General features: G+C 71.1%; 23 protein-coding genes and 1 tRNA gene. 15 read left to right on the forward strand and 9 right to left on the reverse strand.

Features of this window, described 5'->3' with window-relative positions; genetic code table 11:
- A partial coding sequence (locus GPJ59_RS14130; RefSeq protein ID WP_219667456.1) for an ABATE domain-containing protein occupies nucleotides 1–277 on the reverse strand: 277 nt, incomplete at its 3' end.
- 80 nt (nucleotides 278–357) lie between these two features.
- Between GPJ59_RS14130 and GPJ59_RS14135 the strand changes: the two genes are divergently transcribed.
- Together GPJ59_RS14135 and GPJ59_RS14140 are read left to right on the forward strand one after the other, a co-directional pair.
- Complete coding sequence (locus tag GPJ59_RS14135) at nucleotides 358–1,236, forward strand: alpha/beta fold hydrolase (RefSeq protein WP_219667457.1); 879 nt, start codon at nucleotides 358–360, stop codon at nucleotides 1,234–1,236.
- A 29-nt stretch (nucleotides 1,237–1,265) separates the two neighbouring features.
- Nucleotides 1,266–2,039 (forward strand): nucleotidyltransferase domain-containing protein, encoded by a 774-nt coding sequence (locus GPJ59_RS14140; RefSeq protein WP_219667458.1) that lies wholly within the window; start codon nucleotides 1,266–1,268, stop codon nucleotides 2,037–2,039.
- A 92-nt stretch (nucleotides 2,040–2,131) separates the two neighbouring features.
- Here the strand turns inward: GPJ59_RS14140 and GPJ59_RS14145 are convergent, their stop codons facing one another.
- The 3 genes from GPJ59_RS14145 to GPJ59_RS14155 all read right to left on the reverse strand — a co-directional run bounded on the left by GPJ59_RS14145 (nucleotide 2,132) and on the right by GPJ59_RS14155 (nucleotide 7,038).
- Nucleotides 2,132–3,025 carry a DivIVA domain-containing protein gene (locus GPJ59_RS14145; RefSeq protein WP_219667459.1) on the reverse strand — a complete coding sequence of 298 codons (894 nt, stop codon included), beginning with the start codon at nucleotides 3,023–3,025 and terminating at the stop codon, nucleotides 2,132–2,134.
- 196 nt (nucleotides 3,026–3,221) lie between these two features.
- On the reverse strand, nucleotides 3,222–6,047 hold the full coding sequence (locus GPJ59_RS38500) for an SUKH-4 family immunity protein (RefSeq protein WP_219667460.1): 2,826 nt from the start codon (nucleotides 6,045–6,047) through the stop codon (nucleotides 3,222–3,224).
- A gap of 7 nt (nucleotides 6,048–6,054) precedes the next feature.
- Nucleotides 6,055–7,038, reverse strand: coding sequence for an SMI1/KNR4 family protein (locus tag GPJ59_RS14155; protein WP_219667461.1), 984 nt, complete (start codon nucleotides 7,036–7,038; stop codon nucleotides 6,055–6,057).
- A gap of 240 nt (nucleotides 7,039–7,278) precedes the next feature.
- Here GPJ59_RS14155 and GPJ59_RS14160 point away from each other — a divergent pair, with 240 nt between their 5' ends.
- Nucleotides 7,279–7,818 carry a YwqJ-related putative deaminase gene (locus tag GPJ59_RS14160; RefSeq protein ID WP_219667462.1) on the forward strand — a complete coding sequence of 180 codons (540 nt, stop codon included), beginning with the start codon at nucleotides 7,279–7,281 and terminating at the stop codon, nucleotides 7,816–7,818.
- The gene (locus tag GPJ59_RS14165; RefSeq protein ID WP_219667463.1) at nucleotides 7,815–8,345 is read left to right on the forward strand and encodes an SUKH-3 domain-containing protein; all 531 of its coding nucleotides are present in this window, start codon (nucleotides 7,815–7,817) and stop codon (nucleotides 8,343–8,345) included. Before GPJ59_RS14160 ends, GPJ59_RS14165 begins: the two co-directional genes overlap by 4 nt.
- A 120-nt stretch (nucleotides 8,346–8,465) precedes the next feature.
- On the opposite strand, the gene GPJ59_RS14170 is transcribed toward GPJ59_RS14165, so the two are convergent.
- A complete protein-coding gene (locus GPJ59_RS14170) occupies nucleotides 8,466–9,776 on the reverse strand; it encodes a sensor histidine kinase (RefSeq protein WP_219667464.1) in 1,311 nt (436 codons plus the stop codon).
- A gap of 132 nt (nucleotides 9,777–9,908) precedes the next feature.
- Here GPJ59_RS14170 and GPJ59_RS14175 point away from each other — a divergent pair, with 132 nt between their 5' ends.
- The 7 genes from GPJ59_RS14175 (at nucleotide 9,909) to GPJ59_RS14205 (ending at nucleotide 15,866) form a co-directional block, all read left to right on the forward strand.
- Nucleotides 9,909–10,757 carry a hypothetical protein gene (locus GPJ59_RS14175; RefSeq protein WP_219667465.1) on the forward strand — a complete coding sequence of 283 codons (849 nt, stop codon included), beginning with the start codon at nucleotides 9,909–9,911 and terminating at the stop codon, nucleotides 10,755–10,757.
- A gap of 8 nt (nucleotides 10,758–10,765) precedes the next feature.
- Nucleotides 10,766–10,840, forward strand: a tRNA-Gln gene (locus GPJ59_RS14180).
- Between the two features lie 106 nt (nucleotides 10,841–10,946).
- Nucleotides 10,947–12,395: a bifunctional UDP-N-acetylglucosamine diphosphorylase/glucosamine-1-phosphate N-acetyltransferase GlmU gene (gene glmU / locus GPJ59_RS14185; protein ID WP_219667466.1), complete on the forward strand. Its 1,449-nt coding sequence runs from the start codon at nucleotides 10,947–10,949 to the stop codon at nucleotides 12,393–12,395.
- A gap of 134 nt (nucleotides 12,396–12,529) precedes the next feature.
- The gene (locus GPJ59_RS14190) at nucleotides 12,530–13,507 is read left to right on the forward strand and encodes a ribose-phosphate diphosphokinase (RefSeq protein ID WP_219667467.1); all 978 of its coding nucleotides are present in this window, start codon (nucleotides 12,530–12,532) and stop codon (nucleotides 13,505–13,507) included.
- A gap of 213 nt (nucleotides 13,508–13,720) precedes the next feature.
- On the forward strand, nucleotides 13,721–14,314 hold the full coding sequence (locus GPJ59_RS14195) for a 50S ribosomal protein L25/general stress protein Ctc (protein WP_219667468.1): 594 nt from the start codon (nucleotides 13,721–13,723) through the stop codon (nucleotides 14,312–14,314).
- 91 nt (nucleotides 14,315–14,405) lie between these two features.
- On the forward strand, nucleotides 14,406–15,002 hold the full coding sequence (gene pth, locus GPJ59_RS14200; protein WP_219667469.1) for an aminoacyl-tRNA hydrolase: 597 nt from the start codon (nucleotides 14,406–14,408) through the stop codon (nucleotides 15,000–15,002).
- A gap of 141 nt (nucleotides 15,003–15,143) precedes the next feature.
- Entirely contained in the window at nucleotides 15,144–15,866 is a 723-nt protein-coding gene (locus GPJ59_RS14205; protein ID WP_219667470.1) for an LPXTG cell wall anchor domain-containing protein, read from the forward strand.
- A gap of 95 nt (nucleotides 15,867–15,961) precedes the next feature.
- On the opposite strand, the gene ppc is transcribed toward GPJ59_RS14205, so the two are convergent.
- Nucleotides 15,962–18,691 carry a phosphoenolpyruvate carboxylase gene (ppc, locus tag GPJ59_RS14210; RefSeq protein WP_219667471.1) on the reverse strand — a complete coding sequence of 910 codons (2,730 nt, stop codon included), beginning with the start codon at nucleotides 18,689–18,691 and terminating at the stop codon, nucleotides 15,962–15,964.
- A gap of 240 nt (nucleotides 18,692–18,931) precedes the next feature.
- Here ppc and GPJ59_RS14215 point away from each other — a divergent pair, with 240 nt between their 5' ends.
- The 3 genes from GPJ59_RS14215 to GPJ59_RS14225 all read left to right on the forward strand — a co-directional run bounded on the left by GPJ59_RS14215 (nucleotide 18,932) and on the right by GPJ59_RS14225 (nucleotide 22,582).
- Nucleotides 18,932–19,912, forward strand: coding sequence for an acyl-CoA desaturase (locus tag GPJ59_RS14215; protein ID WP_219667472.1), 981 nt, complete (start codon nucleotides 18,932–18,934; stop codon nucleotides 19,910–19,912).
- Nucleotides 19,909–20,583 (forward strand): TetR/AcrR family transcriptional regulator, encoded by a 675-nt coding sequence (locus tag GPJ59_RS14220; RefSeq protein WP_219667473.1) that lies wholly within the window; start codon nucleotides 19,909–19,911, stop codon nucleotides 20,581–20,583. The genes GPJ59_RS14215 and GPJ59_RS14220 overlap by 4 nt, the downstream gene beginning before the upstream one ends.
- Nucleotides 20,584–20,785: 202 nt before the next feature.
- Nucleotides 20,786–22,582 (forward strand): FG-GAP repeat domain-containing protein, encoded by a 1,797-nt coding sequence (locus GPJ59_RS14225; protein ID WP_219667474.1) that lies wholly within the window; start codon nucleotides 20,786–20,788, stop codon nucleotides 22,580–22,582.
- Between the two features lie 139 nt (nucleotides 22,583–22,721).
- Here the strand turns inward: GPJ59_RS14225 and GPJ59_RS14230 are convergent, their stop codons facing one another.
- Nucleotides 22,722–23,084 carry a VOC family protein gene (locus GPJ59_RS14230; protein WP_219667475.1) on the reverse strand — a complete coding sequence of 121 codons (363 nt, stop codon included), beginning with the start codon at nucleotides 23,082–23,084 and terminating at the stop codon, nucleotides 22,722–22,724.
- A gap of 4 nt (nucleotides 23,085–23,088) precedes the next feature.
- The gene (locus tag GPJ59_RS14235; RefSeq protein ID WP_219667476.1) at nucleotides 23,089–23,958 is read right to left on the reverse strand and encodes a trans-aconitate 2-methyltransferase; all 870 of its coding nucleotides are present in this window, start codon (nucleotides 23,956–23,958) and stop codon (nucleotides 23,089–23,091) included.
- Nucleotides 23,959–24,120: 162 nt separating this feature from the next.
- Here GPJ59_RS14235 and GPJ59_RS14240 point away from each other — a divergent pair, with 162 nt between their 5' ends.
- Complete coding sequence (locus GPJ59_RS14240; RefSeq protein ID WP_219667477.1) at nucleotides 24,121–24,618, forward strand: MarR family winged helix-turn-helix transcriptional regulator; 498 nt, start codon at nucleotides 24,121–24,123, stop codon at nucleotides 24,616–24,618.
- Here GPJ59_RS14240 and GPJ59_RS14245 read toward each other — a convergent pair.
- On the reverse strand, nucleotides 24,577–25,100 hold a 524-nt coding region (locus GPJ59_RS14245), incomplete at its 5' end, for a LuxR C-terminal-related transcriptional regulator (RefSeq protein WP_219667478.1). The genes GPJ59_RS14240 and GPJ59_RS14245 overlap by 42 nt on opposite strands.

A 25,100-nucleotide genomic window follows, 5' to 3' on the forward strand; every position in this document is an offset into this window, starting at 1 on the left:
GGGCGGGGGCGGCGGCGAGGGCGGCGTTCAGCTCCGCCGGGTCCGGCCGGCTCCCGGCCCGTACGGCGGCCAGCGCGGCCCGCGTCGCCTCCCGCACGGCGTGCACGGCGGCCAGCTCGGCCGCGCCGACCTCGGACACCGGGGTCAGCCGTCCCTGCTGGCGCTCAAGCCAGGCCGCAAGGTCCTCGGGGCGGGCGATCAGATCGCCGCCGGCGGTGCGGGTGTTCACCAGGTCCAGGGCGAGCGGCTCCCCGACCAGCACAAACGCATCAGTCACCCTCTAATGCTACGTGAATCCCTTGACCCATTAGCAGTCACGGGCAAGACTAATGGAAACTTCCCATCAGGAGGCATGTGATGAGCGTGATGAGCGTGACCGCGCAGGGGATCCACCACCGGCACGCCGACGTCGACGGCGTCCGCGTCTTCTACCGCGAGGCCGGCCCCGCCGACGGGCCCGTCCTCCTCCTGCTGCACGGGTTCCCCACCGCCTCGCACCAGTTCACCGGCCTGATGCGAGCCCTCGCCGACACCCCGTACCGCCTGATCGCCCCCGACTACCCCGGCTTCGGCCACACCGAGGCCCCGGCCGGCTACTCGTACACCTTCGACGCGCTCGCCGACACCGTGGAGGGGTTCACCGACGCACTGGGGCTGGACCGGTTCGCCCTGTACGTCTTCGACTTCGGCGCCCCCGTCGGCTTCCGCCTCGCCGAACGCCGGCCGGAACGGATCACCGCCCTCGTCGTCCAGAACGCCAACGCCTACGAAGACGGGCTCTCCGACACCGCCCGCACCTTCATCGCACTGCGCCCGGACACCCCCGGCGCACCGGAGCAGGTGCGGTCCCTGCTCACCCTGGAGGGCACCCGCATGCAGTACGAGACCGGGGTCGGCGACCCCAGCCTCCTCTCACCCGACAGCTGGACCCTCGACCAGCACTTCCTGGACCTGCCCGGCCGCGCCGACGCCCAGGTCGACCTCGCCTTCGACTACCACTCCAACGTCGCCCGCTACCCCGCCTGGCAGACCTGGCTGTCCCGGCACCGCCCGCCGGCCCTGATCGTGTGGGGCGCCGGCGACCCGTTCTTCACCCCGGCCGGTGCCAAGGCCTACCTGCGCGACCTCCCCGACGCCGAGCTCCACATCCTCGAAACCGCGGGCCACTTCGCCCTGGAGACCCACCTCCCCGAGATCGCCCGCCTCGTCGCCGCCTTCCTCCCCCGGCCGAACTGACCTGCGGGGGCGACGGGGAAGATGGGCCCATGCTGGACGCACTGAGCCTGGACCTCACCCCCATCGTCGCCGAGCAGCCCGACCCCCTGCTCTTCGCCACCGTCTCCGGAGCACACCTCTACGGGTTCCCCTCCCACGACTCGGACGTGGACCTGCGCGGCGTACACCTGCTGCCCGCCGAAGACCTCCTCGGCCTGCGCGAGCCGGAGGAGACGCGCAACAGGATGTGGGACCACGACGGCGTCGAGATGGACCTCGTCACCCACGACGTACGCAAGTTCGTCCGCCTCATGCTCCGGCGCAACGGCTACGTCCTGGAACAGCTGCTCTCACCGCTCGTCGTCCACACCACCCCCGAACACGCGGAGCTGCGCGACCTCGCCCCCCACGTACTCACCCTCCACCACGCCCACCACTACCGGGGATTCGCCTCCACCCAGTGGCGGCTCTTCGAGAAGACCGGCGAACTCAAACCGCTGCTGTACGCCTTCCGGGCCCTGCTGACCGGAATCCACCTGATGCGCACCGGCGCAGTACAGGCGCACCTGCCGACCCTGCTGCGGGAAATACCTCAGGCCCCGGCCTACCTGGCCGAGCTGATCGAGGCGAAGACCGCGGCGGAACACGCACCGGCCGAGGGACCGCAGCGCGCCGCACTGGAAGCGGACGTCCAGGCCCTGCACCAAGCCCTGGACGAGGCACAGGCCACGACCCGGCTGCCCGCCGAACCCGGCGCCCACGCCGCCCTCGACGCATTCGTCGTACGGGTACGACCGGGCCGCCAGACCCTGTCGTCGACGTAGCACCGCGCGCCCCGTCCGGCGGCGCAGCGGCCCGTCAGCCGTCCGCCGGGGCGCGGCGGCCCGTCAGCCGTCCGCCGGGGTGGGGCGGCCCGTCAGCCGTCCGCCGGGGTGGGGCGGCCCGTCAGGGCCGCCAGGCTGGCGCGGACGTGGTCCATGTGGGCCCGCACCTCCTCCTGCGCCGCCGCGTGCTCGCGCAGGATCCGGTCCGTCTCGCGCGCCACCCGCTCCTCCACCACCTTGGCCTGCGCCAGCAGCTCCGCGGCCCGCGCCTCCGCGTCCTCCTGCCCGTGCCGCGCCGACTCCTCCGCCTCCGCATACGCCCGGCGCGCCTCCGCCAGCACGCTCTCCCCGTACCGCTCCAGCTCCAACTGCCGCGCCTGGAGCTCGGCCTCCCGCTGCTCCCGCTCCCGTTCCGCCGCCTCCCACCGCTCCCGGTGGTCCGCCTCCTGCTCCGCGCGCACCGCCTCGCAGCGCCGGTGCATCTCCTCCAGCCCCGCCTGCGCCTCCCCGCGCCAGGCCGCCGCGTCCCGGCGCGCCAGGCCCCGCGCCTCGTCCGCCTCCTGCCCGAGCCGCGTCAGCGCCTGCCGGATCCGGACCTCCGTCTGCTCCCGCACCGCCTCCGCGTCCTGCCGGGCCAGCTCCGCCACCCGGTCCGCGTGCGCCCGGGCCGCGTCCGCCGCCGCCTGCGCATCCGCGCGCGCGTCGCCCCGTACCGCCTCCGACTCCTCCAGCGACAGGGCCAGGATCCGCCGGGCCCGCTCGCCCAGGTCGTCGTACGTCTGCGGCGCCAGCGCCGCGACCGCCTCCCGCAGCCGCTGCGCCTCCGCCTCCATCTGCCGCGCCAGCACCGTCAGCCGCGCCACCCGCTCCCACGCCTCGTCCCGGCCGCCCGACAGCCGGGCGAGATACCGGTCCACCTCCGCCGGGCGGTAGCCGCGTCCGCGCACGGTCGCGAAGCCATGAGGTGACATGGGTGCAGCACTCATCGTGGAAGCGCCTCTCTCACGGGGCCGGATCGCATCGGGTTCCCTGCCAAGGATGCGCCATTTATGACCGGAAGAGCGCAATGGCCGGGCCGCAACCCCTCTGCGGGGGTTGCGACCCGGCCAGTTGCCGATCCGTCCACAGCCGTCACGCCGCGTCGGACCGTCGAGCCGTCGCAGCCGTCACGCCGTCACCGTGTCACAGCAGTCCGTCCCACATCTGCTCCAGCAGCACCGACCACCAGCTCTCCGGCGACGCCAGCGCAGCACTGTCCAGACCGGCCAGATTCGCCTGGAAATCGACCGTCCAGCGACCCGCCTGCTCCTGCGTCAGATGCTGGCGCAGCCGCCACATCTGACCCAGCATCGCCAGCGAACGCACGAACTGCGGCAGGCTGGAGTTCACGAACTGCGGCGGCACCGGAGCACCGCCCGGCCCGCCCTCCACCGGGACGGCCACGATGTGCGCCGTCCCGTACTGCACACACAGCGCCTTGCCGAAGTCGCTGCCCACCACCAGGTACGAACCCGCGTCCGACGCCGGCTGCACCTGCCGCTGCGCCGCCAGCTCCGCCAGCGTCGGCACCGGCCGGCCCGGCTGCGCCTGCGCCCAGAAGAACGGGCCCACGTCCACCGGCAAACCCGCCCACACCAGCGTCTGCGCCACGATCTCCGGCACACCCTGGCGGGACACCGCCCGCTGGTCGAAGCGGAAGACGCCCTGCGGACCGAACGCGGCCTGCAGCTCCTGCGCGATCGCCTCCATCGGGATCGCCGGCTGCAGCGGAACCTGCGGCAGCGGCGCCCGTACCGGCGCCGGCCGCGCCGGACCGTCCGCCACCTGGTGCAGCTCACCCTGATGGGTCAGCAGGTGCCGCATACCGGCCTGCCGCGCCGCATGGTCCTGGCCGTACGGCGCCACGTGCGTGATCCGCACCTGCGGCCAGGTCTCCCGGATCATCCGGGCGCAGTACCCGCCGGGCAGCTCGCACGACTCCAGCTCCGTGTGCAGCTCCAGCACCTGCTGCGGCGGCACGTTCATCGCACGCAGCTCGTGCAGGATCTGCCACTCCGGGTGCGGCGTACCGGGCGCCGAGCGGCGGATGAGCTGCTGCTCGGAGCCGTCGTGCGCGCGGTAGCGCAGCACGGCCTGGTAGCCGGGCCCGACCGTGGGCACACCCGGCTGCGGCGGCGCCGCGGCCGGGCCGGCCTGGGGCTGCGGTACGGGTCCGGGCGCCGCCGGAGGCTGCGGTACGGAACCGGGGCCGGCCATCATCGTCGGCGCGTGGTCCAGCCCGCCACCCAGCGAAGCGGGAGCACCGGGAGCACCGGGCGCACCCGGGGCACCGGGGGCTGGGGGCGGGCCGGGAGGCGCCGGCGGGCCACCCACCACGGCAGGACCGGCCAGCATCGTCGCCGCATGATCCAGCCCACCGCCAAGAGAACCAGGCGCACCGGGCGGACCAGGCGGCGCAACCGGCGCACCAGCAGCCCCCGGCACACCAGGAGGACCAGGAGGCGCCGGCGGCCCACCGACCACCGCAGGACCGGCCAGCATCGTCGCGGCATGATCCAGCCCGCCACCCAGCGAAGCCGGAGCACCGGGCGGACCGGGAGGCGCGACGGGAGCACCGGACGCACCGGGGGCGCCAGGGGCCCGGGGCGGGCCGGGAGGCGCCGGCGGGCCACCCACCACAGCGGGCCCGGCCAGCATCGTCGCCGCATGATCCAGCCCACCGCCAAGAGAACCAGGCGCACCGGGCGGACCAGGCGGCGCAACCGGCGCACCAGCAGCCCCCGGCACACCAGGAGGACCAGGAGGCGCCGGCGGCCCACCGACCACCGCAGGACCGGCCAGCATCGTCGCGGCATGATCCAGCCCGCCACCCAGCGAAGCCGGAGCACCGGGCGGACCGGGAGGCACAGGCGCACCAGGGGCTCCCGGCGGGCCAGGGGGCACAGGCGCACCCTGCGCCCCAGGAGGACCAGGGGGCACGGGCGGCATACCGGCCGCCCCCGGCGCACCGGGCGCACCGGGCGGACCCGGCGGCTGCGGAGCCGCCGGAGCCGCAGGAGCCGCCGGACGGGAGATCTCCGCCCGGTCGGTCGGCGCGTCGTGCAGGGCGGCCGCGTCGAGGACCGGGGCGATCGCCGTCGCCGGCAGCCGGCTACCACCCGGCATCAGCGTCGTCTTCGCCTCGGAACCCACCGCGGGCGCGGCCTGGTCGTCGAAGTCCGAGCCGGACAGCGGCGGCGCGAACACGGTCGCCGGCAGCGGCACGGACGCGTCGTCCGCACCCGGGTTCACATCGGTCCCCGCCCAGGGCGTCGCCCCGACGGGCACCCCGTCGCTCGCGGTCGGCTCGTACGCGGGCCCGCCCGGCACCGGCGTACCCGCCCCCGGCGTCCCACCCGGGGCCGGGGCCGGAGCCGGAGACGGAGCCGAGGCCTGGGACGGAGCCGAGGCCGGGGAGGCACCAGGAGCGCCCGGCACCGGCGTACCCGCACCCGGCGTACCACCCGGGGCACCCGACGAACCCGGCGCACCCGGCGCACCCGGCGCCGAAGGCACCGGCGTACCCGCACCCGGCGTACCCGGCCCCGCAGCAGGAGCAGCCACGGCAGGAACAGGAGCAGCAGGCGCCGCACCCCCGACCGACGCCCCCGCCGCCGCCTCCAGCCACTCCGGCGGACTCAACATGAACGACGTCTGCTCCGAGTCGATCCGCGGCGCCGGCACCGACACCTCCGGAACCCCGCCCGAAGCACTCCCGTACTCCTCCTCGTACCGACGGATCACCTCACCCACCGGCAACCCCGGCCACAACGTCACCTCACCACTGTCCCGCGCGATCACCAACCGCTGCCGGCCACCACCCGACACCGGGCCCGCCGGCCGGTCCTCGGCCCACACCACGAAACCCAGCCCGAACTCCCGCACCCGCACCTCACGATGCTGGTACGCCGGCACATCGCCGTTGATCCACTCCTCGGCGCGCTCCTGCGCCTGCGCAAACGTCACCACGGCGCGATCAACCCTCCACCGAGACCGGAACCGAACGCGCGAAACCGCCGTCCACCATCAGACCGGCCACCTGCTCCAGCTCCGGCGGATTCCCCGCCAACCGTTCGAGAAAGGCGTCGAAATCGGAACCGCACGGCAACAACAGCCGCTCCACGCGCTCCTGCACCGACCACCCGTCACGGTCACGCCCGTCGTCGAACGGCGAGAACCACACCGAACCGACCGCGTCACCCTTCACCTTCACCGCCAGCAACCCGCCCTGCACGAACGCCACCCCCAGGTAGTCCTTCGTCAGGTGGTCCCGCAAGCACTTGTTGACGTACAGCAGGTCATTGACCGCCGCCTCCTCACGCACCGTGAAGAACGGCTGATCCACCAGCACGCCCAGCTCCACGTCCAGCCCCGCACCCACCGGCGCACAACCACCCGCCGCCTTCAGGAACGAGCGGTACGCCTCCGGCAGCCGGTACCCCAGATCCTCCTCCACACCCTGGATCTGGACCTCCGACACCGACACCACCGACTTCGGCAGCGCCAGATGCACCGGACGCACCTCCTGCAACGGCCGCGTACCCCGCTTGGAATGGTCCACCGACGCCGACGCCAGACCCGCGTGATGCCGCAGCAGCGCCTTCACCTCCACCGGAACCAGCTCCAAGCGCCGCGAACCCGCCCGGTGGTGCCACGTCCAGCCATGCGGAGTCGACACCGGACCCACCGTGTCCCACAGCTCATGCCCCGCCGCACGCATCGCAGCATTCGCCGACACATAGTCCGTCAGGCGCAGCTCGTCCACGCCGAAACCCTCCGGCGGCTCGGCGATCTCCACCGCCGCCCGCGCGTAAGGGGAGAAGTCAGGATGACCGTCCCCGTCCATCCGCACCCCCTGGGGATGCCGCGCGGCCCGGACCGGGTCCGGGAAATGCACGACCTGCCCCGAGTACGCGGCATTGGGTGGCGCGGCCTGCTGCCCGAGCCGACCTGTCGTCATGGCGGTAGCCCCCTGCTGGATCTGGCTGATTCACCACAGCCTATGCGCTCCGGCAAGAGCCACCGCCGCCCCTGAGCCACCCGCGCGCCAACCACCCGCACGCGGACCGGGAACGTCCGGATTGATACGAATATTCGACCCCGCTTCCGCGCGACAGGGGACATTTGGCAGGCTGTCCCCTCAGCACGGGGGCGTGCGCACAGCGGCAACCACCGCAGCCACGGGAGGAAGAGCAGCACCATGCAGAACACCGCCACAGCACCGGCGCCGCACACCGGCCCGGCCGCACACGACACCACCGGCGACCCCCGGCTGCGCTGGAGCAACACCGACGGACCAGCCGTACCCGTCCTGCGCTTCCGCCGCGACGGCATCCTCCCCACCGTCGCCGCCGCCCTCTCCGTCCGCGGCGAAACCCTCACCAGCACCGCAGGAAAAGGCGACCAGCCCCCCACCCTGCACCCCCTCGTACAGGACTTCCTCGACACCCTCACCAGCAACCAACGCGAACGCTTCACCGGCCGCTGCCCCGAAGCGATCCTGCTCTCCCGCCACCTCACCACCGTCGAAGGCACCCGCAGCAGACGCGCCTCCCGCAAACCCCTCACCCACGGCGAAGCCAGACGCTCCCTGAAGAACGCCCGCATCACCGCCCGCCGCATCCGCGAGGACGGCGACCCCCTCCACGGCAGCTACGCACCCCCCTGCCGCTCCTGCGACGCCCTCCTCGCCCACTTCGGCGTACGCCCCGTCGACCTCACCACACCCGAGAAGCCATGACCGCCGCCGCCTCAGCCTCCTACGGCCGCTCCTCAGCCACCCGCTTCCCCGTCGCCGTCGACAACGCCCTGCGCACCGCCGGCTGGCAACCCGGACGCTGGGACATCAAACAAGCCGAATACTGGGCCGACGCACTCCGCGACCACACCACCCCCGCCGGCCACCGGCACACCGTCTTTCCCGCCGCCGTCGACGCCTGGGCCGAATTCGGCGGCCTCACCATCCCCGCACCCGGACCCGGCCGGCAGATAGCGCCCGCCCCCCTGCGCATCGACCCCCTCACCGGCCTCCACCTCGCCCGCACCTTCGCCGACCTCGGCCGCGCCCTGTCCACCCAGCTCTGCCCCCTCGGCGTCGAAGCCGACGGCACCGCCCACCTCGCCCTCGACGCCACCGGCCGCGTCTACTCCATCGACCACACCGGCGACTGGTACCTCGGCGCCACCCTCGACGACGCCCTCACCACCCTCCTCACCGGCCTCCAGCCCACCCGCCTCACCACGGCGGCCCCCACCGAACCCCACTGACCGGCCCCCGGCCGTGGGGGCGTACTGGCGTACGGGCGTACGGACGTACGGGCGCGCCGGAGTACGCCGGAGTACGCACGCCCGCACGCCCGCACGCCCGCAGCAGGCGAACCGCTACCGCTACGCACACCCCGCAGCAGCCGGACGCGGCAACACCGCCGACACCCGGAAACCACCCACATCCGTCGGCCCCGCCACGAACACCCCGCCCAGCCCCTGCACCCGCTCCCGCATCCCCACCAGACCGTTCCCCCCACTCGGCAGCCCCGGCACCACCGCCTGACCGTCACACGGACCGTTCTCCACCTGCACCGCCACCTCCTCCCCCCGATGCGCCATCCGCACCACGACCTCCGCACCCGGCGCATGCTTGTGGCAATTGGTCAACGCCTCCTGCACCACCCGGTACGCCGTCTGCTCCACCTCCACCGGATACGCCACGGCCTCACCCCGCACATCCAGCTCCACCACCATCCCCGCCGCCCGCGACTGCCCCACCAACGCGTGCAGCTCACCCAACGACGGCCCCTCCTCCACCGGCCCCGCCACCGCCGCCACGGCCGAGGGAACAGGCACAACAGGCACAACCGACGGGGCAACGGCAGCCTCGGAGGACGCAGCCTTCACCGGCGCCCGCAGCACCCCCAACATCTCCCGCAACTCCGTCAACGCCTGCCGCCCCATGTCCCCCACCAAAGCCGCATTCCGCTGCGCCTTCGCCGGATCCTTCAACGCCACCGCCTGCAACGCCGCCGCATGCACCACCATCAACGACACCCGGTGCGCCACCACGTCGTGCATCTCCCGCGCGATCCGCGTCCGCTCCTCCTGCCGCGCCCACTCCGCCCGCTCCTCCGCCCGGTCCGCCAGCAGCGACAGCTCCCGCTCCAGCGAGTCCGCCCGCTCCTGCAGGCTCTCCAGCAGACGGCGCCGGGCACCCATGTAGAGCCCGTACAGCACCGGCGGCACGTTCAGCGCGATCGCCATGAACAGCGCCAGCGTGAACACGAACCCCGTGGCGAGCTCGTCCTCCGCCCGGGTGCGCACCCACATCACGATGAACGTCCCCACAAACGACATCGAGGCCAAGGTCATCGTGATCCGCCGGGGCACCTCGGAGGCGGCCAGCGTGTACAGGCCCACGAGCGCGAGCAGGAAGCCGATGGCGGCCGGCGTGACGGCGATGCCGACCAGCACCACCGTGATCGGCCAGCGGCGGCGCACCACCAGCGTGGCGCCCACGAGCACGGCGAACACCACCCCGACGGCCGTAGGCACCCCGGCCTCCCGGGCCAGGCCCACGCCCTCGAAGCCGCACTCGACGGCGGACGCGAGCCCCAGCCCCACGTCCAGCACGGCCTCCCCCGGCCGCCCCCACCACAGCGGGCCCGCCCGCCCCTCTCGGTCGTGCTGTTCCCCCGTACTGGTCATGCCCACCAGCGTACGGGCGGGTCCCAGCACACAAGCGAACGAAAATCCGGCGATCCGCGACGAATCGCACGTATGAATGAATCAACCGCCCACTGGGACAGGAATCCCACATTCCGGGACGAAGCTCGACCCATGAGCAAATACGCCGACTTCGAGGGCCTCCGGGCCCAGGCAGTCACCCTCCGCCGCGAAGGCCTCAGCCGCCGCCAGATCCGCGACCGGCTGCACGTGGACAACAACGACATCCTCAACCGCCTGCTCCAGGGCGAGCCGGCCCCGGAATGGACCAAGCGCCCGAACGCCAAGGACGACCTCCGCGACCGCGCCCGCGAGCTCCGCAGCCAGGGCATGACCTACGACCAGATCCAGGTCGAGCTCGGCTGCTCCAAGAGCTCAATCTCGCTCTGGGTCCGGGACCTGCCCAGGCCGGCCAAGCGCACGAAGCCCGCGGGCACAGATATGCGGCGCGCGCAGCAGGGGAGGCGTGAAGCCCATGAACGCCGCAAGGTCGGATACGAGGCCGTAAGGAAGGCGGCTGCCGAGGAGATCGGGCCGGTCAACGATCGCGAGCTGTTCCTCATCGGCGTGGCCCTCTACTGGGCGGAGGGCGCAAAGGCCAAGCCTCAGCCGTACATCAACTTCGCGAACAGTGACCCTGCCATGATCCAACTGTTCCTCCGCTGGCTCCGGCTCCTCGGCGTGGAAGACAAGAGGCTGAGGTTCTTCTTGCAGATCCACGAGTCGGCTGACGTGTTGGGCGCCGAGGCTTACTGGTCTGACGTGGTCGGCCTGGGAAGCGAGCACTTCGGCAAGACTGCACTCAAGAGACACAACCCGCGGACGAACCGCACGAACACCGGCGTCGACTACCGAGGCTGCCTGTCGGTTCGCGTCCTGCAGGGCGCCGATCTCTACCGCCACATCGAAGGGTGGTGGGCTGGAATCAGTGCCACAGCGGCGGCGCCCTCGGGTAAGGTCTGAGCAAGTGATCCGCCGTAGTGTAACGGCAGCACGGCACCCTTTGAAGGTGTTCGGTCTTGGTTCGAATCCAAGCGGCGGAGCCATACAGATTCGGGTCCTGACCACCAGGTCAGGACCCGTCCTCGTTCAAGCCCCGTAACGCCCCGGTATCCTGCACGGGTCCACCACCCGAAGCCGAAGGGCACACCCGTGAGCGCCAACCGCCCGGCAGCCGTCGTCGTACTCGCAGCGGGTGAGGGCACCCGCATGAAGTCGGCCACACCCAAGGTTCTGCACGAGATCTGCGGGCGCTCGCTCGTCGGTCACGTCGTCGCCGCATCCCGTGAGCTGGACCCCACCCACCTCGTCGTCGTGGTCGGGCACGCCCGTGAGCAGGTGCAGGCGCACCTCGCCACCGTCGACGCCGGCGTGCGGACCGCCGTGCAGTACGAGCAGAACGGCACGGGGCACGCCGTCCGGATGGCTCTGGAGGAGCTCGGCGGGACTGTCGAGGGGACCGTGGTCGTGGTGTGCGGTGACACTCCGCTGCTGACCGGGCAGACCCTGGCCGCGCTGGTCGACACGCATGCCGCCGACGGCAACGCGGTCACCGTCCTGACGGCCGAGGTGCCGGACTCCACCGGGTACGGCCGGATCGTGCGCGACAGCGAGTCGGGTGCGGTCAAGGCGATCGTGGAGCACAAGGACGCCACCGACGCGCAGCGGGCGATCCGGGAGATCAACTCGGGTGTGTTCGCGTTCGACGGTGTTCTGCTGGCGGATGCGCTGAAGAAGGTGCGTACGGACAACAGCCAGGGTGAGGAGTACCTCACCGATGTGCTCGGCATCCTGCGTGAGGCGGGGCACCGGGTGGGTGCGTCGGTGGGCGGCGATCACCGGGAGATCCTGGGGATCAACAACCGGGTGCAGCTCGCGGAGGCGCGGGCGCTGCTGAACGCGCGGTTGCTGGAGCGGGCGATGCTGGGGGGCGTGACGGTGGTCGACCCCGGTAGTACGTTCGTGGATGTGGCGGTGACTTTCGGCCAGGACGCGGTGGTGCATCCGGGTACGCAGCTGCTGGGTGCGACTCACGTGGGTGAGGGTGCCGAGGTGGGTCCGAACACGCGGCTGAGGGACACCCGGGTGGGTGCGGGTGCGCGGGTGGACAACACGGTGGCGGACGGTGCGGTGGTCGGGGACTCGGCGTCGGTGGGTCCGTTCGCCTATCTGCGTCCGGGGACGGTGCTGGGGACGAAGGCGAAGGCCGGCACGTACGTGGAGATGAAGAACGCGACGATCGGTGAGGGGACGAAGGTTCCGCACCTGTCGTACGTGGGTGATGCGACGATCGGTGAGTACACGAACATCGGTGCGGCGAGTGTGTTCGTGAATTACGACGGTGAGCACAAGCACCACACGACGGTCGGTTCGCACTGCAAGACGGGTTCGGACAACATGTTTGTGGCTCCCGTCACGATCGGGGACGGCGCGTACACGGCTGCCGGGTCCGTGATCACCAAGGATGTGCCGCCCGGTGCTCTGGCTGTGGCCCGTGGTCAGCAGCGGAATATCGAGGGTTGGGTGGCTCGTAAGCGTCCGGGGAGTGCTGCGGCGCAGGCGGCTCAGTCGGCGGGTGGCGCCGGCTCCGAGGGTCTGTGACGGAGTCTGTCCGGAAACAGGTGCGCCTGGGACGGCGTACCGTGATAGGTGCACGCAATTCGGCTGGTTCGCCGTGCGCGGGACGGACGCGCATGGGGCCGAGCAGCTTTCAACACGTCTGAGGAGACAGTGCTGTGACCGGGATCAAGACGACCGGCGAGAAGAAGCTGATGCTCTTCTCCGGCCGCGCCCACCCCGAGCTGGCCGAGGAGGTCGCGCACCAGCTGGGTGTGGATCTCGTGCCGACCAAGGCTTTCGACTTCGCGAACGGTGAGATCTACGTTCGTTTCGAGGAGTCGGCGCGCGGTGCGGACTGCTTCGTGATCCAGAGCCACACGGCTCCGATCAACAAGTGGGTCATGGAGCAGTTGATCATGATCGATGCGCTGAAGCGCGCGTCGGCCCGTTCCATCACCGTGATCGTCCCGTCGTACGGGTATGCGCGTCAGGACAAGAAGCACAAGGGTCGTGAGCCGATCTCGGCGCGTCTGGTGGCGGATCTGCTGAAGACGGCGGGTGCGGACCGGATCCTGACCGTGGATCTGCACACGGACCAGATCCAGGGCTTCTTCGACGGTCCGGTGGATCATCTGTCGGCGCTGAACGTGCTGGCGGACTACGTGGGCGCGAAGGTGGACCGCAGCAAGCTGACGGTGGTGTCTCCGGACGCGGGCCGTGTGCGGGTGGCGGACCGTTGGTGCGACCGGCTGGATGCGCCGCTGGCGATCGTGCACAAGCGTCGTGACAAGGACGTGGCGAACCAGGTGACCGTCCACGAGGTCGTGGGTGAGGTCAAGGGCCGGGTGTGTGTGCTGGTCGACGACATGATCGACACCGGTGGCACGATCTGCGCGGCTGCGGAGGCGCTGTTCGCGCACGGTGCCGAGGACGTGATCGTGACGGCGACGCACGGCATCCTGTCGGGGCCGGCTGCGGACCGTCTGAAGAACTCGAAGGTGAGTGAGTTCGTGTTCACGAACACGCTGCCGGACCCGTCGGACCTGGAGCTGGACAAGATCACGGTGCTGTCGATCGCGCCGATGATCGCGCGTGCGGTGCGTGAGGTGTTCGAGGACGGTTCGGTGACGAGCCTGTTCGAGGAGCAGCAGTAAGGGCCCTCGGGGTCCGGGTCCGTCGGTGATCCTTAGGCGGATCCGCTGGTGATCCTTTTTGGTGCGGCCTCCCGGCCGGGTAGACTCGTGGAGTTGCTCGGCGAGGGAGGCCGCACCTGTGTGTGGGCTCCGTTATCGACGCGCTCTTCGTAGCAGGCCGTTCTGTGGCCGGGTGACTGTCCGAATTTCGTCGTCACCCCACGAGGAGTGAACATGTCCGAGGTGAAGCTCACCGGCACCCTGCGCACCGACTTCGGCAAGGGCGCTGCCCGCCAGGCCCGTCGCGCCAACCTGACCCCCACCGTCGTCTACGGTCACGGCCAGGACCCGAAGCACGTCAACGTCGAGGCACACGCCCTGATGATGGCGCTGAAGACCCCGAACGTCCTGATCTCCCTGGACATCGCGGGCGACGGCACCGAGCTGGTCATCCCGAAGGCTGTGCAGCGTCACCCGCTGAAGCCGGTCATCAACCACGTGGACTTCCTCGTCGTCAAGCGGGGCGAGAAGGTCACGGTCGAGGTTCCGGTCCACACCGAGGGCGAGCTGGCTGCCGGCGCCAACATGCTGGAGACCCTGCTGGCGACCATCACGGTCGAGGCCGAGGCCACCCACATCCCCGAGGCCGTCACCGTCTCCATCGAGGGCCTTGAGGCCGGTGCCGCCATCCACGCCAAGGACCTGGTCCTGCCGAAGGGCACCACCCTGGCCGTCGACGGTGAGACCGCCGTTCTGCAGGTCGTCGCGCCGCAGGCCGAGGAGCCGGCCGCCGAGGGTGCCGAGGGCGAGGAGTCCGCGGAGGCCTGAGCCTTCCCGGTCCGACGTTTTGCCTGACCGACCGCCGTCCTGCTCCACTGGAGCGGGGCGGCGGTCGTCCCTGTTTCGAGGAGTGTTTGTGATGGCGGATGACGCGATGACTCCCTGGCTGGTCGTGGGTCTGGGGAATCCCGGTGGCGAGTACGCGGGCAACCGCCACAACATCGGGTTCATGGTGGTGGACCTGTTGGCGGAGCGGATGGGCGGGAAGTTCAAGGCGCACAAGTCGGCGCGTGCGCAGGTGGTGGAGGGTCGGCTGGGTCCGCCCGGTCCGGGCAACCGTCGGGTGGTGCTGGCGAAGCCGATGTCGTTCATGAATCTGTCGGGTGGTCCGGTGAATGCGCTGCGCGAGTTCTACAAGGTGCCGGTGGAGCGGATCGTGGCGGTCCATGACGAGCTGGACATCGACTTTGCGACGTTGCGGTTGAAGCTGGGTGGCGGGGACAACGGGCACAACGGTCTGAAGTCGATGACGAAGGTGATGGGTGCGGACTATCACCGGGTGCGGTGCGGTATCGGGCGGCCGCCGGGTCGGATGCAGGTGGCCGATTTCGTGCTGAAGGATTTTTCGTCGGCGGAGCGCAAGGAGTTGGACTGGTTCGTGGACCGGTCGGCGGATGCGGTGGAGTGTCTGGTGCTGGAGGGGCTGGAGCGGGCGCAGTCGGCGTACAACTCGTAGGAAGTCGGGGCATTTCGTAGGGGTCGGCGGGGTCGTCGTGCCGGGTGGTGCGGTGTGACTTGACCCTTGGGGGTGGCGCCATCATGCTGGCTGGCGCCGCCCCCCATGGCTGATTCCTTTCCCTCGTAGCAGAGGTGCGTAATGTCCATATCCCGTCTTCGCCGGGCGGCCGTGGCCGTGCCGGCGGTCGCTTCGCTGCTGGTCGCCACGCCAGCGTTCGCGGCCGATACGTACACGATCCCGCTGCACCAGCAGGTGCCCCTGACTGCTGCGGGGTTCGGCAGCAACGAGGCGAAGTGCGCCTCGGTCCCGGCCACGCAGGACGGCTGGCACTTCATCGCTCCGGGCAACCCGAAGGAGATCTCCTTCGTGAAGCTGACGGTGACCTTCGAGCCCGGTGGGCAGCAGGTCATCACCTCGTTCGGTCCGCCGGACGACAACCACGCGTACGTCGCGTCCGCGCCGGGTGCCAAGCTGACCTCGGCCGTGGCCGAGGTGCAGGGCGGCAAGCTCTCGTGGTTCAACCTGTCCCACACCTGCCCGGCGTCCACCAAGCCGAGCACCCCGCCGTCGCCGAGCACGTCGGTGTCGACGTCCTCCTCGCCCTCGGCCTCGACGTCGGCGTCGGCTTCGGCGTCGAGCTCGACCGGCCCGAAGCCGTCCGGTTCGACGTCGACGAGCGCCTCGCCGTCGTCGGCCGCGCCGGCGTCCTCGGCTCCGGTGCCGTCCGGCTCGCCGTCGTCGCCGTCGGGTGACCTGGCGTCGACGGGTTCGGACGCGCCGATCGGGCTGCTGGCGACGCTGGCGGGTGTGCTGATGGCGGCGGGTGCGGTGCTGATGGTGCGCCGTCGTCGCGCCCAGTAGGACCGGTAGGACCAGTAGCAGCACCTTGTACGAAGCCCCCCGCGCCCGGGTCGTCCCGGGGCGGGGGGCTTCGTCGTGTGCGGGGTGGGTCGGGGTCAGCCGGTGTTGCGCAGGCCGGCGGCGACGCCGTTGACGGTGAGCAGGAGGGCTCGGGAGAGCTGGGGGTCGGGCTGCTCGCCGCGTTCGGCGGCGGCGCGCTGGCGGGCGAGCAGGGTGACCTGGAGGTAGGAGATGGGGTCGAGGTAGGCGTCGCGGACGGCGAAGGTCTTCTGGAGGGCGGGGTTGGAGTCCAGGAGCTTTTCGCCGCCGGTGAGGGCGAGGACCTCGCGGACGGTGAGGGCGTGTTCGGCTTCGATGAGGTCGAAGACGTGGCGGAGGTTGTCGGGGACGAGGGTGTCGACGTAGTGGCGGGCGATCCGCAGGTCGGTCTTGGCGAGGGTCATCTCGACGTTGGACAGGAAGTTGCGGAAGAAGTGCCAGCGTTCGCCCATTTCGGTGAGGACGTCGTCCTGGCCGGCTTCGCGCAGGGCCTTGAGGCCGGAGCCGACGCCGTACCAGCCGGGGACGATCTGGCGGGACTGGGTCCAGCCGAACACCCAGGGGATGGCGCGCAGTCCGTCGAGGCCGGCGCCGGAGTCGGGGCGGCGGGAGGGGCGGGAGCCGAGGTGGAGGTCGGCGAGCTGGTCGACGGGGGTGGAGGCGAAGAAGTAGGCGGGCAGGTCGGGGTCTTCGACGAGGTGGCGGTAGGCGGCGTGGGCGGCGTCGGAGACGATGTCCATGGCGGCGTCCCAGCGGGCGAGGGCGTCGCTGGACTGGCGGGGTGCGGTGTGCAGGGCGGAGGCCTGCAGGGTGGCCGCGACGGTCAGTTCCAGGTTCTCGCGGGCCAGGGACGGCACGAGGTACTTGTCGGAGATGACCTCGCCCTGTTCGGTGACCTTGATCTCGCCTTCGAGGGTGCCCCAGGGCTGGGCGAGGATGGCGTCGTGGGAGGGGCCGCCGCCGCGGCCGACGGTGCCGCCGCGGCCGTGGAAGAGGCGCAGGCGGACGCCGTAGCGGTGGGCGACGTCGCGCAGGCGGCGCTGGGCGCGGTGGATTTCCCACTGGCTGGTGGTGATGCCGCCGAACTTGGAGGAGTCGGAGTAGCCGAGCATGACTTCCTGGACGTCGCCGCGCAGGGAGACCAGGCGCCGGTAGGAGGGGTCGGCGAGCATGTCGTCGAGGATGATGTCGGCGGCGCGCAGTTCGTCGGTGGTTTCCAGGAGCGGGACGATGCCGATCTTGGCCCAGCCGGCGTGGAGGTCGAGGAGGCCGGCTTCGCGGGCGAGGACGGCGGCGGCGAAGACGTCGTCGGCGCCTTGGCACATCGAGATGATGTAGGACTCGATGACTTCGGGGCCGAACTTCTCGAAGGCGTCCTTGACGGTGTGGAAGACGCCGAGGGTCTTGGCGCCGGCGGCGTCGAGGGGGGCGGGGGTGGGGGCGAGGGGGCGGCGGGAGCGGAGTTCCTTGGCGAGGAGCTTTTGCCGGTAGGCGCGGGGCATGTCGGCGTAGCGCCAGGATTCCTCGCCGAGGCGGTCGAAGAGCTGGCCGAGGGCGTGGTGGTGGGCGTCGGCGTGTTCGCGTACGTCCATGGTGGCGAGCTGGAGGCCGAAGGCGGCGAGGGTGCGGATCGTGCGGTCCATGCGGCCGTCGGCGAAGAGGGCGCCGCGGTGTTCGCGCAGGGAGGTCTGGACGAGGGTGAGGTCGGTGAGGAGTTCGGCGGTGCCGAGGTAGTCGCGGCCTTCTTCGTGGGGGGTGCCCTTGGCGAGGCGTTCGCGGGTGTTGAGGAGCTTTTGGCGGACGCAGGTGACCTTGAGGCGGTAGGGCTCTTCGGCGTTGAGGCGCTTGTAGCGGGGGCTGATCTCGGGGAGGCGGTCGAGGTCGGCCTGGAGGGAGGCGAGGAGTTCTTCGGTGGCGCCGGTGTAGCGGATGGAGTTGGAGAGCAGGCCGCGCAGGTAGTCGACGAGTTCGAGGGCGTCGGTGATGCCGTGTTCGTGCTGGAGGATGAGGACTTCGCGGGTGACGTCGGGGGTGACGTTGGGGTTGCCGTCGCGGTCGCCGCCGATCCAGGTGCCGAAGGTGAGGGGGCGGGTGCCTGCGGGGAGTTCGATGCCGACGCGCTGGAGCTCGGCGGCCAGGTCCTCCAGGACGTCGCCGACGGCGCCGGCGTGGAGTTCGTCGAGGTAGTAGATGGCGTTGCGGGCTTCGTCGGCGGGCTCGGGGCGTACGACGCGCAGTTCGTCGGTCTGCCAGATGAGGTCGATGTTCTCGGCGAGGCGCAGGTCGTGGCGGCGGCGGTCGCCGGCTCCGGTGGCGGGTTCTTCCAGGAGGGCGGCGATGCGGCGGAGCTTGTTGAGGACGCTGCGGCGGGCTGCTTCGGTGGGGTGGGCGGTGAAGACCGGTCGCACGTTGAGGTGGGCGACGGTTTCGCGCAGGTGCTCGGGGTCGGCGTCCTTGAGCATGTCGGCGGTGCGAGCGAGGAGGCCGCCTTCGGCGGCGCGCAGGGTGCGCAGCTCGCGGCCTCGGTGGACCTGTTCGGTGACGTTGGCGAGGTGGAAGTAGGTGGAGAAGGCGCGGACGAGCTTGCCGGCGGTCTCCAGGTCGGTGTCGCCGAGCAGTGCGGCGGCGGCCTCGCCGTCGGTGCGGGTGAGGGCCCGTACCTGTTCGACGAGGTCGAGGAGCTCTGGGCCTTCCTGGCGGACGAGGGTCTCACCGAGGAGGTCGCCGAGGCGGCGGATGTCCGCGCGCAGCTCCGCGCCGGGGGTGGACTGGTCAGCACTGCTCACGGGACGGCTCCTTGCAGTGTTGTGAACGCTACTGGGGGCGCGGACCGCGCTGTCCGACGCCCCCAAGGATAGGTGGCTGGGGGCAGTGCCTGGCCAAAGGCTCGAGGGGTGGTCGTGTGGCGGGTGCGTGGCCTTGTCGTGGGGCGCGGCCCTGCCATACTTACGATGCCGTAGGTTACGGTTCCGTAGGTCGCGTGTGTCGCGGCGTCGCCGACTCCCTCACCCCCCAGGGGAAGCCTCATGACTCTTTCGCCCGATCTGTTGGAGGAGCCCGCCGCGCCTGCGGACGGGCCGGAGCCGTCCGCGACGCGGGGTGGTGAGCAGAAGCGGTCGGTGGAGCAGGTCGCGCTGCTGCTGTTCATCACGGTGCCGTTCGTGGCGCTGGTGGCGGCGGTGCCGGTGGCGTGGGGCTGGGGGGTGAGCTGGCTGGATCTGGCCCTGATGGTGTTCATGTATTTCGTGGCCTGCCATGGGATCACGATCGGCTTCCACCGGTATTTCACGCACGGGTCGTTCAAGGCGAAGCGGCCGCTGAAGATTGCGCTGGCGGTTGCCGGGTCGATGGCGGTGGAGGGGCCGCTGGTGCGGTGGGTGGCTGATCACCGCAAGCACCACAGGTTCTCCGACGCGGAGGGTGATCCGCATTCGCCGTGGCGGTACGGGGAGACGGTGCCGGCGCTGCTGAAGGGCCTGTGGTGGGCGCACATCGGATGGCTGTTCGACGAGGAGCAGACCGATCAGCACAAGTACGCGCCCGATCTGATCAAGGACCCGGTGATCCGGCGGATCAGCCGTGACTTCGTCTTGTGGACGGTGCTGTCGCTGGCGGTGCCGCCGCTGGTGGGGGGTCTGGTGACGATGTCGTGGTGGGGTGCGTTCACGGCGTTCTTCTGGGGTTCGCTGGTGCGGGTCGCGCTGCTGCACCATGTGACCTGGTCGATCAATTCGATCTGTCACGCGGTGGGCAGGCGGCCGTTCAGGTCGCGTGACCGGTCGGGCAACGTGTGGTGGCTGGCGGTGCTGTCGTGCGGGGAGTCGTGGCACAACCTGCACCACGCGGACCCGACGTCGGCGCGGCACGGGGTGCTGCGCGGGCAGGTGGATTCGAGTGCGCGGCTGATCCGCTGGTTCGAGCTGCTGGGGTGGGCGTCGGACGTGCGCTGGCCGTCGGCGTCGCGGATCGACTCCCGACGCAGGGAAGACGCCGCGAACGCGGCATGATGGGGGGCGTGGCGATCGACGGCAGTACTTCCAGCAGTGACAGGCCCCGGCGTGGCCGCCGGGTGAGGATGACGGGCGCGGAGCGGCGCCAGCAACTGCTGGACATCGGTCGCACCCTGTTCGCGGAGAAGGGTTTCGAGGGCACGTCGGTGGAGGAGATCGCGGCGAAGGCCGGGGTGTCCAAGCCGGTGGTGTACGAGCACTTCGGCGGCAAGGAGGGCCTGTACGCGGTCGTGGTGGACCGGGAGATGCGCCAGTTGCTGGACATGGTGACGGGTGCGTTGACGGCGGGGCATCCGCGGGAGTTGCTGGAGCAGGCGGCGTTCGCGCTGCTGGACTACATCGAGACGTACACGGACGGTTTCCGGATCCTGGTCCGTGATTCGCCGGTGGCCCAGTCGACGGGTACGTTCGCGTCGCTGATCAGCGATATCGCGACGCAGGTCGAGGACATTCTGGGCTTGGAGTTCAAGGCCCGGGGTTTCGATCCGAAGCTGGCTCCGCTGTATGCGCAGGCGCTGGTGGGCATGGTGGCGCTGACGGGCCAGTGGTGGCTGGACGTACGCCGCCCGAAGAAGGCGGAGGTGGCCGCGCACCTGGTCAATCTGGCCTGGCACGGGCTGGACGGGCTGGAGTCGAAGCCGCGTCTGGTGGGTCACCGCAAGAGCTGAGGGGCGATCGTCGGGCGGCCGAAAGGTTGTACGGGAAACCGCTTCTTCCTCGGGCGGCTCGGACGTACGCTGTGATCACTTCCCGGGGGGGAACGTACAAACCACTCAGGCGGCGCTGTCCGGCATGCTCTCGTGCCCGCGCCGGCCCGTGGATGTCGACGCGTCCACCCGGTTTCACCTTGCGATCCAGGGAGAAACCCTCTTGTCCTCTTCGCGCTCCCAGCGCCTCGCCCGCCTTGCCGCCTGCACCGCTCTGGCGCTCTCCGCGGGCACCCTTCTGTCCGCCGGTCCGGCCTCGGCCGCCGGCAAGGCGTCGGACCGTCCGTCGGTGACCGTCGCCCCGTCGGTCAAGCCGACCGACGGCCGCCCGACCGCGCCCGCTCCGGCCGCGGGTGTCGTGGCGCCCAAGGCTGCCGCCCCGAAGACCCAGGACGGTCTGCGGGTGGCCCCGCAGGGCGCGGAAGCGGTCGCGGCGGTCCAGCAGCCGCGTCTGGACCTCGACGGCGACGGGTTCAGCGACCTGCTGTTCCGTACGGTCAGCGGCTACACCGGCGCGTTCCCGACCAGCAAGCCGGACTCGCCGGTCGTCGACTTCCGTATCGAGGGCGACGAGACCGAGACGGTCAAGGACATCGTCGCCCTGGGCAATGCCGTGGGGAACTGGAATCCCGAGATCCTGACGGTGACGTTCGACGGCAAGCTCCAGCTGCGCGAGACGTCCGGCAACTGGGCCGGCGCCCCGCTGTGGACCGGCAACGGCTGGCAGATCTACAACCGGGTGATCGCGGCCGGTGACCTCAACCGCGACGGCCGCCAGGACCTGCTGGCCCGTACGCCGGCCGGTGAGCTGTACTACTACGCGGGCACCGGCAACGTCTCCAGCCCGTTCGCGGGCCGGGTGAAGGTCGGCGGCGGCTGGGAGCAGTACGACCAGATCCTCGGCGCGGGTGACGTGGACGGCGACGGCGCCGGCGACGTCATCGGCCGGATGCCGACCGGTGAGCTGTTCTTCCACAAGGGCACCGGTAACGGCGGCGCCAACGTCTTCCAGTGGCGTACGCAGATCGCGTCCGGCTGGACCTTCTACAGCCAGCTGATCGCCGCCGACGACATCGACGGTGACGGCAAGGCCGACATCATGGGTGTCACCGGCACGGGCGACCTGTTCTGCCACTTCTCGCAGGGCGACGGCAAGTTCACCTGGCAGTACGACTGCGGGAAGAACTGGACGAACCTGGAGATGTTCGCCGGTGCGAGCATCACCCCGGTCTACGGCAAGAAGAGCCTGTCCTCGGTGGACGCGGCCGGCCAGGCCTGGCAGCACATCAACAAGCTGAGCGGCGACTTCCTGGAGCCGCGCAAGAGCGGCAGCTTCGTGTGGCCGGACGACGGCTCGCAGCTGGTGCTGGCCGGCGGCCTGGACAAGATCAACTGGGGTCACCAGCTCCAGTTCAACCAGTGGGGTCTGACCAACCGCTCGACCGGCCAGTCCATCGCCGGTGACTGGTGGGGCGTGACCAGCTACGTGGTCGGCGGCGGCGACGTCTCCGGCGACGGCAAGGGCGACCTGCTGACCCGTGACATCTGGGGCAACCTGTACGTCCACCAGGGCGACGGCACGGGCAACAAGTTCGCGGCGCCGATCAACGTGGGCGGCGGCTGGGACCAGTACCGGTTCATCGCCGCGGGTGACTTCAACGGCGACGGCCACGCGGACGCGGCCGGTGTCCTGGCGAACGGCGACATCTACTACCACCAGGGCACGGGCAACGCCTCGGCGCCGTTCAAGCCGCGCTGGTACGTCAACAACCTGATCGTCCAGAACATCGCCAGCGTGACCTCGCCCGGCGACCTGAACGCCGACGGCAAGGCGGACCTGGTCGTGGTCGACACCTCCGGCAACGTCTACCGGGCGCAGGCGGGCAACCCGTTCGGCAGCACGGTCTGGGCGAACCCGGTCTTCTTCAAGAGCGGCTGGAACTACCGCAGCATCGGCTGATCCGGCACCCCGCTCGGCGGCGCCCCGTCACCCGGCCTCTCGGCCGGTGGCGGGGCGCCGCCGTGTCATGCGCCGGGGCGGGGCCTGGCGGGGGTCCCGGGAGCCACGGGGGCCACGGGGGTCGCACGGGTCCCAGGGGTCATGGGGTGGGCTCCAGGAACTCCAGGCGGTTGCCGACGGGGTCCTCGGAGTAGAAGCGCTTGTGGCCGGGGAGGTTGTCGTCCCAGACGACCTTGGCCCCGCGTTCCTCCAGCTGCCGCGCGTAGGTCTCTATCCCGGTCACGCGCAGGCCCGGGTGGGCCTTGCGGGCGGGGTGGAAGTCCTCTTCGACGCCCAGGTGGAGCTGCACGGCGCCGGCGGCGAACCAGCAGCCGCCGCGGGCGGCGAGGACGGGCGGTTTGGGGATCTCGGTCATGCCGAGGACGTCCCCGTAGTACGCGCGCAGCTGGTCCTCGGTGCCGGGCGGGGCGGCGAGCTGGACGTGGTCGACGGCGCTGAGCATGGGTTCACTTCTCTTTTCGGGCAATGGCGAAGATTCGCCGGAACGGGAAGACCGTGCCCCGGGGGCCGGGCGGGTATGCGCCGCGCAGCAGGTCACGGTATTGGAGCAGGAAGGCGGAGACGGCCTCGTGGTCGTCGCCGAGGGCGGTCAGTACGGGACGCAGGGCGGTGCCCTTGACCCAGTCCAGGACCGGGTCGGGGCCGGTCAGCATCTGGTAGTAGACGGTCTCCCACACCTCGACCTCGCAGCCGAGTTCGGTGAGCCGGGCGAGGTATTCGGCGGGTTCGAGGAGGTGGTTGTAGCGGGCGCCGTGGCCGGCGAGCCGGCTGCGCCAGCGCGGGCTCTCGCAGAGGGTGGCGAGCAGATTGTGGCTGGGGGCCTGGAAGTTGCCGGGGATCTGGAAGGCGAAGGTGCCGCCGGGCCGCAGGCCGTTGATCCAGGCGGCGAAGGAGCCGGGGTGGCTGGGCACCCATTGCAGGGCGGCGTTGGAGACGATCAGGTCGTAGGGCTCCTCGGGCAGCCAGGAGGCGATGTCGCCGGGCCGGAAGTCGAGGCTGCCGCCGCCGGGGGTGGGGCCGGCGTGTTCCTGGGTGGCGCGCTGGAGCATCTCGGGCGAGAGGTCGTAGCCGGTGATACGGGCGTCGGCCCAGCGGTCGGCCAGCAGGACGGTGACATTGCCGGGGCCGCAGCCCAGGTCGGCGATGCGGGGGGCGGGGCCGGGCAGCTGGGGTATGCGGGCGAGGAGGTCGACGAAGGGCCGCGTGCGGTGGCCGGCGTGCCGCAGGTACTGCTGCGGGTCCCAGGTGGGCGCGGAGGGGGTGGGGCCCTCGGTGGCCGTCCGGGAGCGGACGGCCGGCGCTGTGTCGGAATGCATGTTCGAGCCTCCCTACTGGCGGGGCGGGGGGAAGCGGTAGCTGGTCCCGGCCCCCTCCATGCCCCAGGCTGGCGCGAAATATATCTCGATGTCAAGAGACTTGATCAAAAGCTACTTGATTTCAAGATGCTTCATGTCGATAGACCCCTTACACTGATCGGCATGGAGGACGAGGTCGACCGATTGGTCGCGGCATGGCGGCGGGAGCGCCCGGACCTCGACGTGGAACCGCTCGAAGTGCTCAGCCGCGTCAGCCGGCTGGCGCGCCACCTCGACCGGGCCCGTCGGATCGCCTTCTCCGAGCACGGCCTGGAGCCGTGGGAGTTCGACGTCCTCACCTCGCTGCGCCGCGCCGGCGCGCCGTACCAGCTCTCGCCCGGGCAGCTGCTCACGCAGACCCTGGTGACGTCCGGCACCATGACCAACCGCATCGACCGGCTCACCAAGAAGGGCCTGGTCGAGCGGCTGCCCGATCCCAACGACCGGCGGGGGGTGCTGGTGCGCCTCACCCCCGAGGGACGCGACCGCGCCGACCAGGCGCTCGCCGGACTGCTGGCGCAGGAGCGGGCGATCCTCGCCCAGCTCTCCCCCGACCGGCGCAGCGACCTGGCGGCGCTGCTACGCCAGCTGACCGCTCCGTTCGACAACGTCCCCGGCTAGCTCCGCCGGCCGTACGCCCGCCCGCCGGGCCAGGGCCACGGCCGCGAGGGTGGAGTGCACGCCGAGCTTGCCCAGGACGTTCTGCATGTGGGTGCGGACCGTGTGCGGGGACAGGAACAGCCGGGCCGCGACCTCCTTGCGGCCCAGACCCGCCACCATGCAGCGCAGGACCTCGTGCTCGCGCGGGGTCAGGGACTCCACCAGCCGCTCGCTGTCGGTGCGGTGCTTGCGCGCCGCCGTCAGCTCCCGCAGGACGCCGGTCAGCAGCGCGGGCGGCAGATGGGTCTCCTCGCGCAGCACCCCGCGGATGACGGCGAGCAGCCGGGACAGCGAGCAGTCCTTGGCCACCCAGCCCGAGGCTCCGGCCTGCAGGGCGAGCGCGGCGCGGCGCGGGTCGTCGCGCTCGGCGAGGACCACCGTGCGGACGCCCTGGTGCGCCGTGCGCACGGCCGCGACCAGGGCGATGCCGTCCCCGGCGGAGG

It is taken from the genome of Streptomyces bambusae (genome assembly GCF_019400985.1).
In the GTDB taxonomy this organism is placed as follows: domain Bacteria; phylum Actinomycetota; class Actinomycetes; order Streptomycetales; family Streptomycetaceae; genus Streptomyces; species Streptomyces bambusae_A.

Excerpts from the sequence above, each read along its gene's own strand:
- GPJ59_RS14155 (WP_219667461.1), bottom strand. The coding sequence starts at position 7,038 with ATGACGACAGGTCGGCTCGGGCAGCAGGCCGCGCCACCCAATGCCGCG.
- GPJ59_RS14230 (WP_219667475.1), bottom strand. The coding sequence starts at position 23,084 with ATGCTCAGCGCCGTCGACCACGTCCAGCTCGCCGCCCCGCCCGGCACC.
- GPJ59_RS14240 (WP_219667477.1), top strand. The coding sequence starts at position 24,121 with ATGGAGGACGAGGTCGACCGATTGGTCGCGGCATGGCGGCGGGAGCGC.
- GPJ59_RS14175 (WP_219667465.1), top strand. The coding sequence starts at position 9,909 with ATGAGCAAATACGCCGACTTCGAGGGCCTCCGGGCCCAGGCAGTCACC.
- GPJ59_RS14165 (WP_219667463.1), top strand. The coding sequence starts at position 7,815 with ATGACCGCCGCCGCCTCAGCCTCCTACGGCCGCTCCTCAGCCACCCGC.
- GPJ59_RS14135 (WP_219667457.1), top strand. The coding sequence starts at position 358 with ATGAGCGTGATGAGCGTGACCGCGCAGGGGATCCACCACCGGCACGCC.
- GPJ59_RS14160 (WP_219667462.1), top strand. The coding sequence starts at position 7,279 with ATGCAGAACACCGCCACAGCACCGGCGCCGCACACCGGCCCGGCCGCA.
- GPJ59_RS14195 (WP_219667468.1), top strand. The coding sequence starts at position 13,721 with ATGTCCGAGGTGAAGCTCACCGGCACCCTGCGCACCGACTTCGGCAAG.
- GPJ59_RS14215 (WP_219667472.1), top strand. The coding sequence starts at position 18,932 with ATGACTCTTTCGCCCGATCTGTTGGAGGAGCCCGCCGCGCCTGCGGAC.
- pth (WP_219667469.1), top strand. The coding sequence starts at position 14,406 with ATGGCGGATGACGCGATGACTCCCTGGCTGGTCGTGGGTCTGGGGAAT.
- GPJ59_RS14170 (WP_219667464.1), bottom strand. The coding sequence starts at position 9,776 with ATGACCAGTACGGGGGAACAGCACGACCGAGAGGGGCGGGCGGGCCCG.
- GPJ59_RS14220 (WP_219667473.1), top strand. The coding sequence starts at position 19,909 with ATGATGGGGGGCGTGGCGATCGACGGCAGTACTTCCAGCAGTGACAGG.
- GPJ59_RS14205 (WP_219667470.1), top strand. The coding sequence starts at position 15,144 with ATGTCCATATCCCGTCTTCGCCGGGCGGCCGTGGCCGTGCCGGCGGTC.
- GPJ59_RS14145 (WP_219667459.1), bottom strand. The coding sequence starts at position 3,025 with ATGAGTGCTGCACCCATGTCACCTCATGGCTTCGCGACCGTGCGCGGA.
- GPJ59_RS14140 (WP_219667458.1), top strand. The coding sequence starts at position 1,266 with ATGCTGGACGCACTGAGCCTGGACCTCACCCCCATCGTCGCCGAGCAG.
- GPJ59_RS14235 (WP_219667476.1), bottom strand. The coding sequence starts at position 23,958 with ATGCATTCCGACACAGCGCCGGCCGTCCGCTCCCGGACGGCCACCGAG.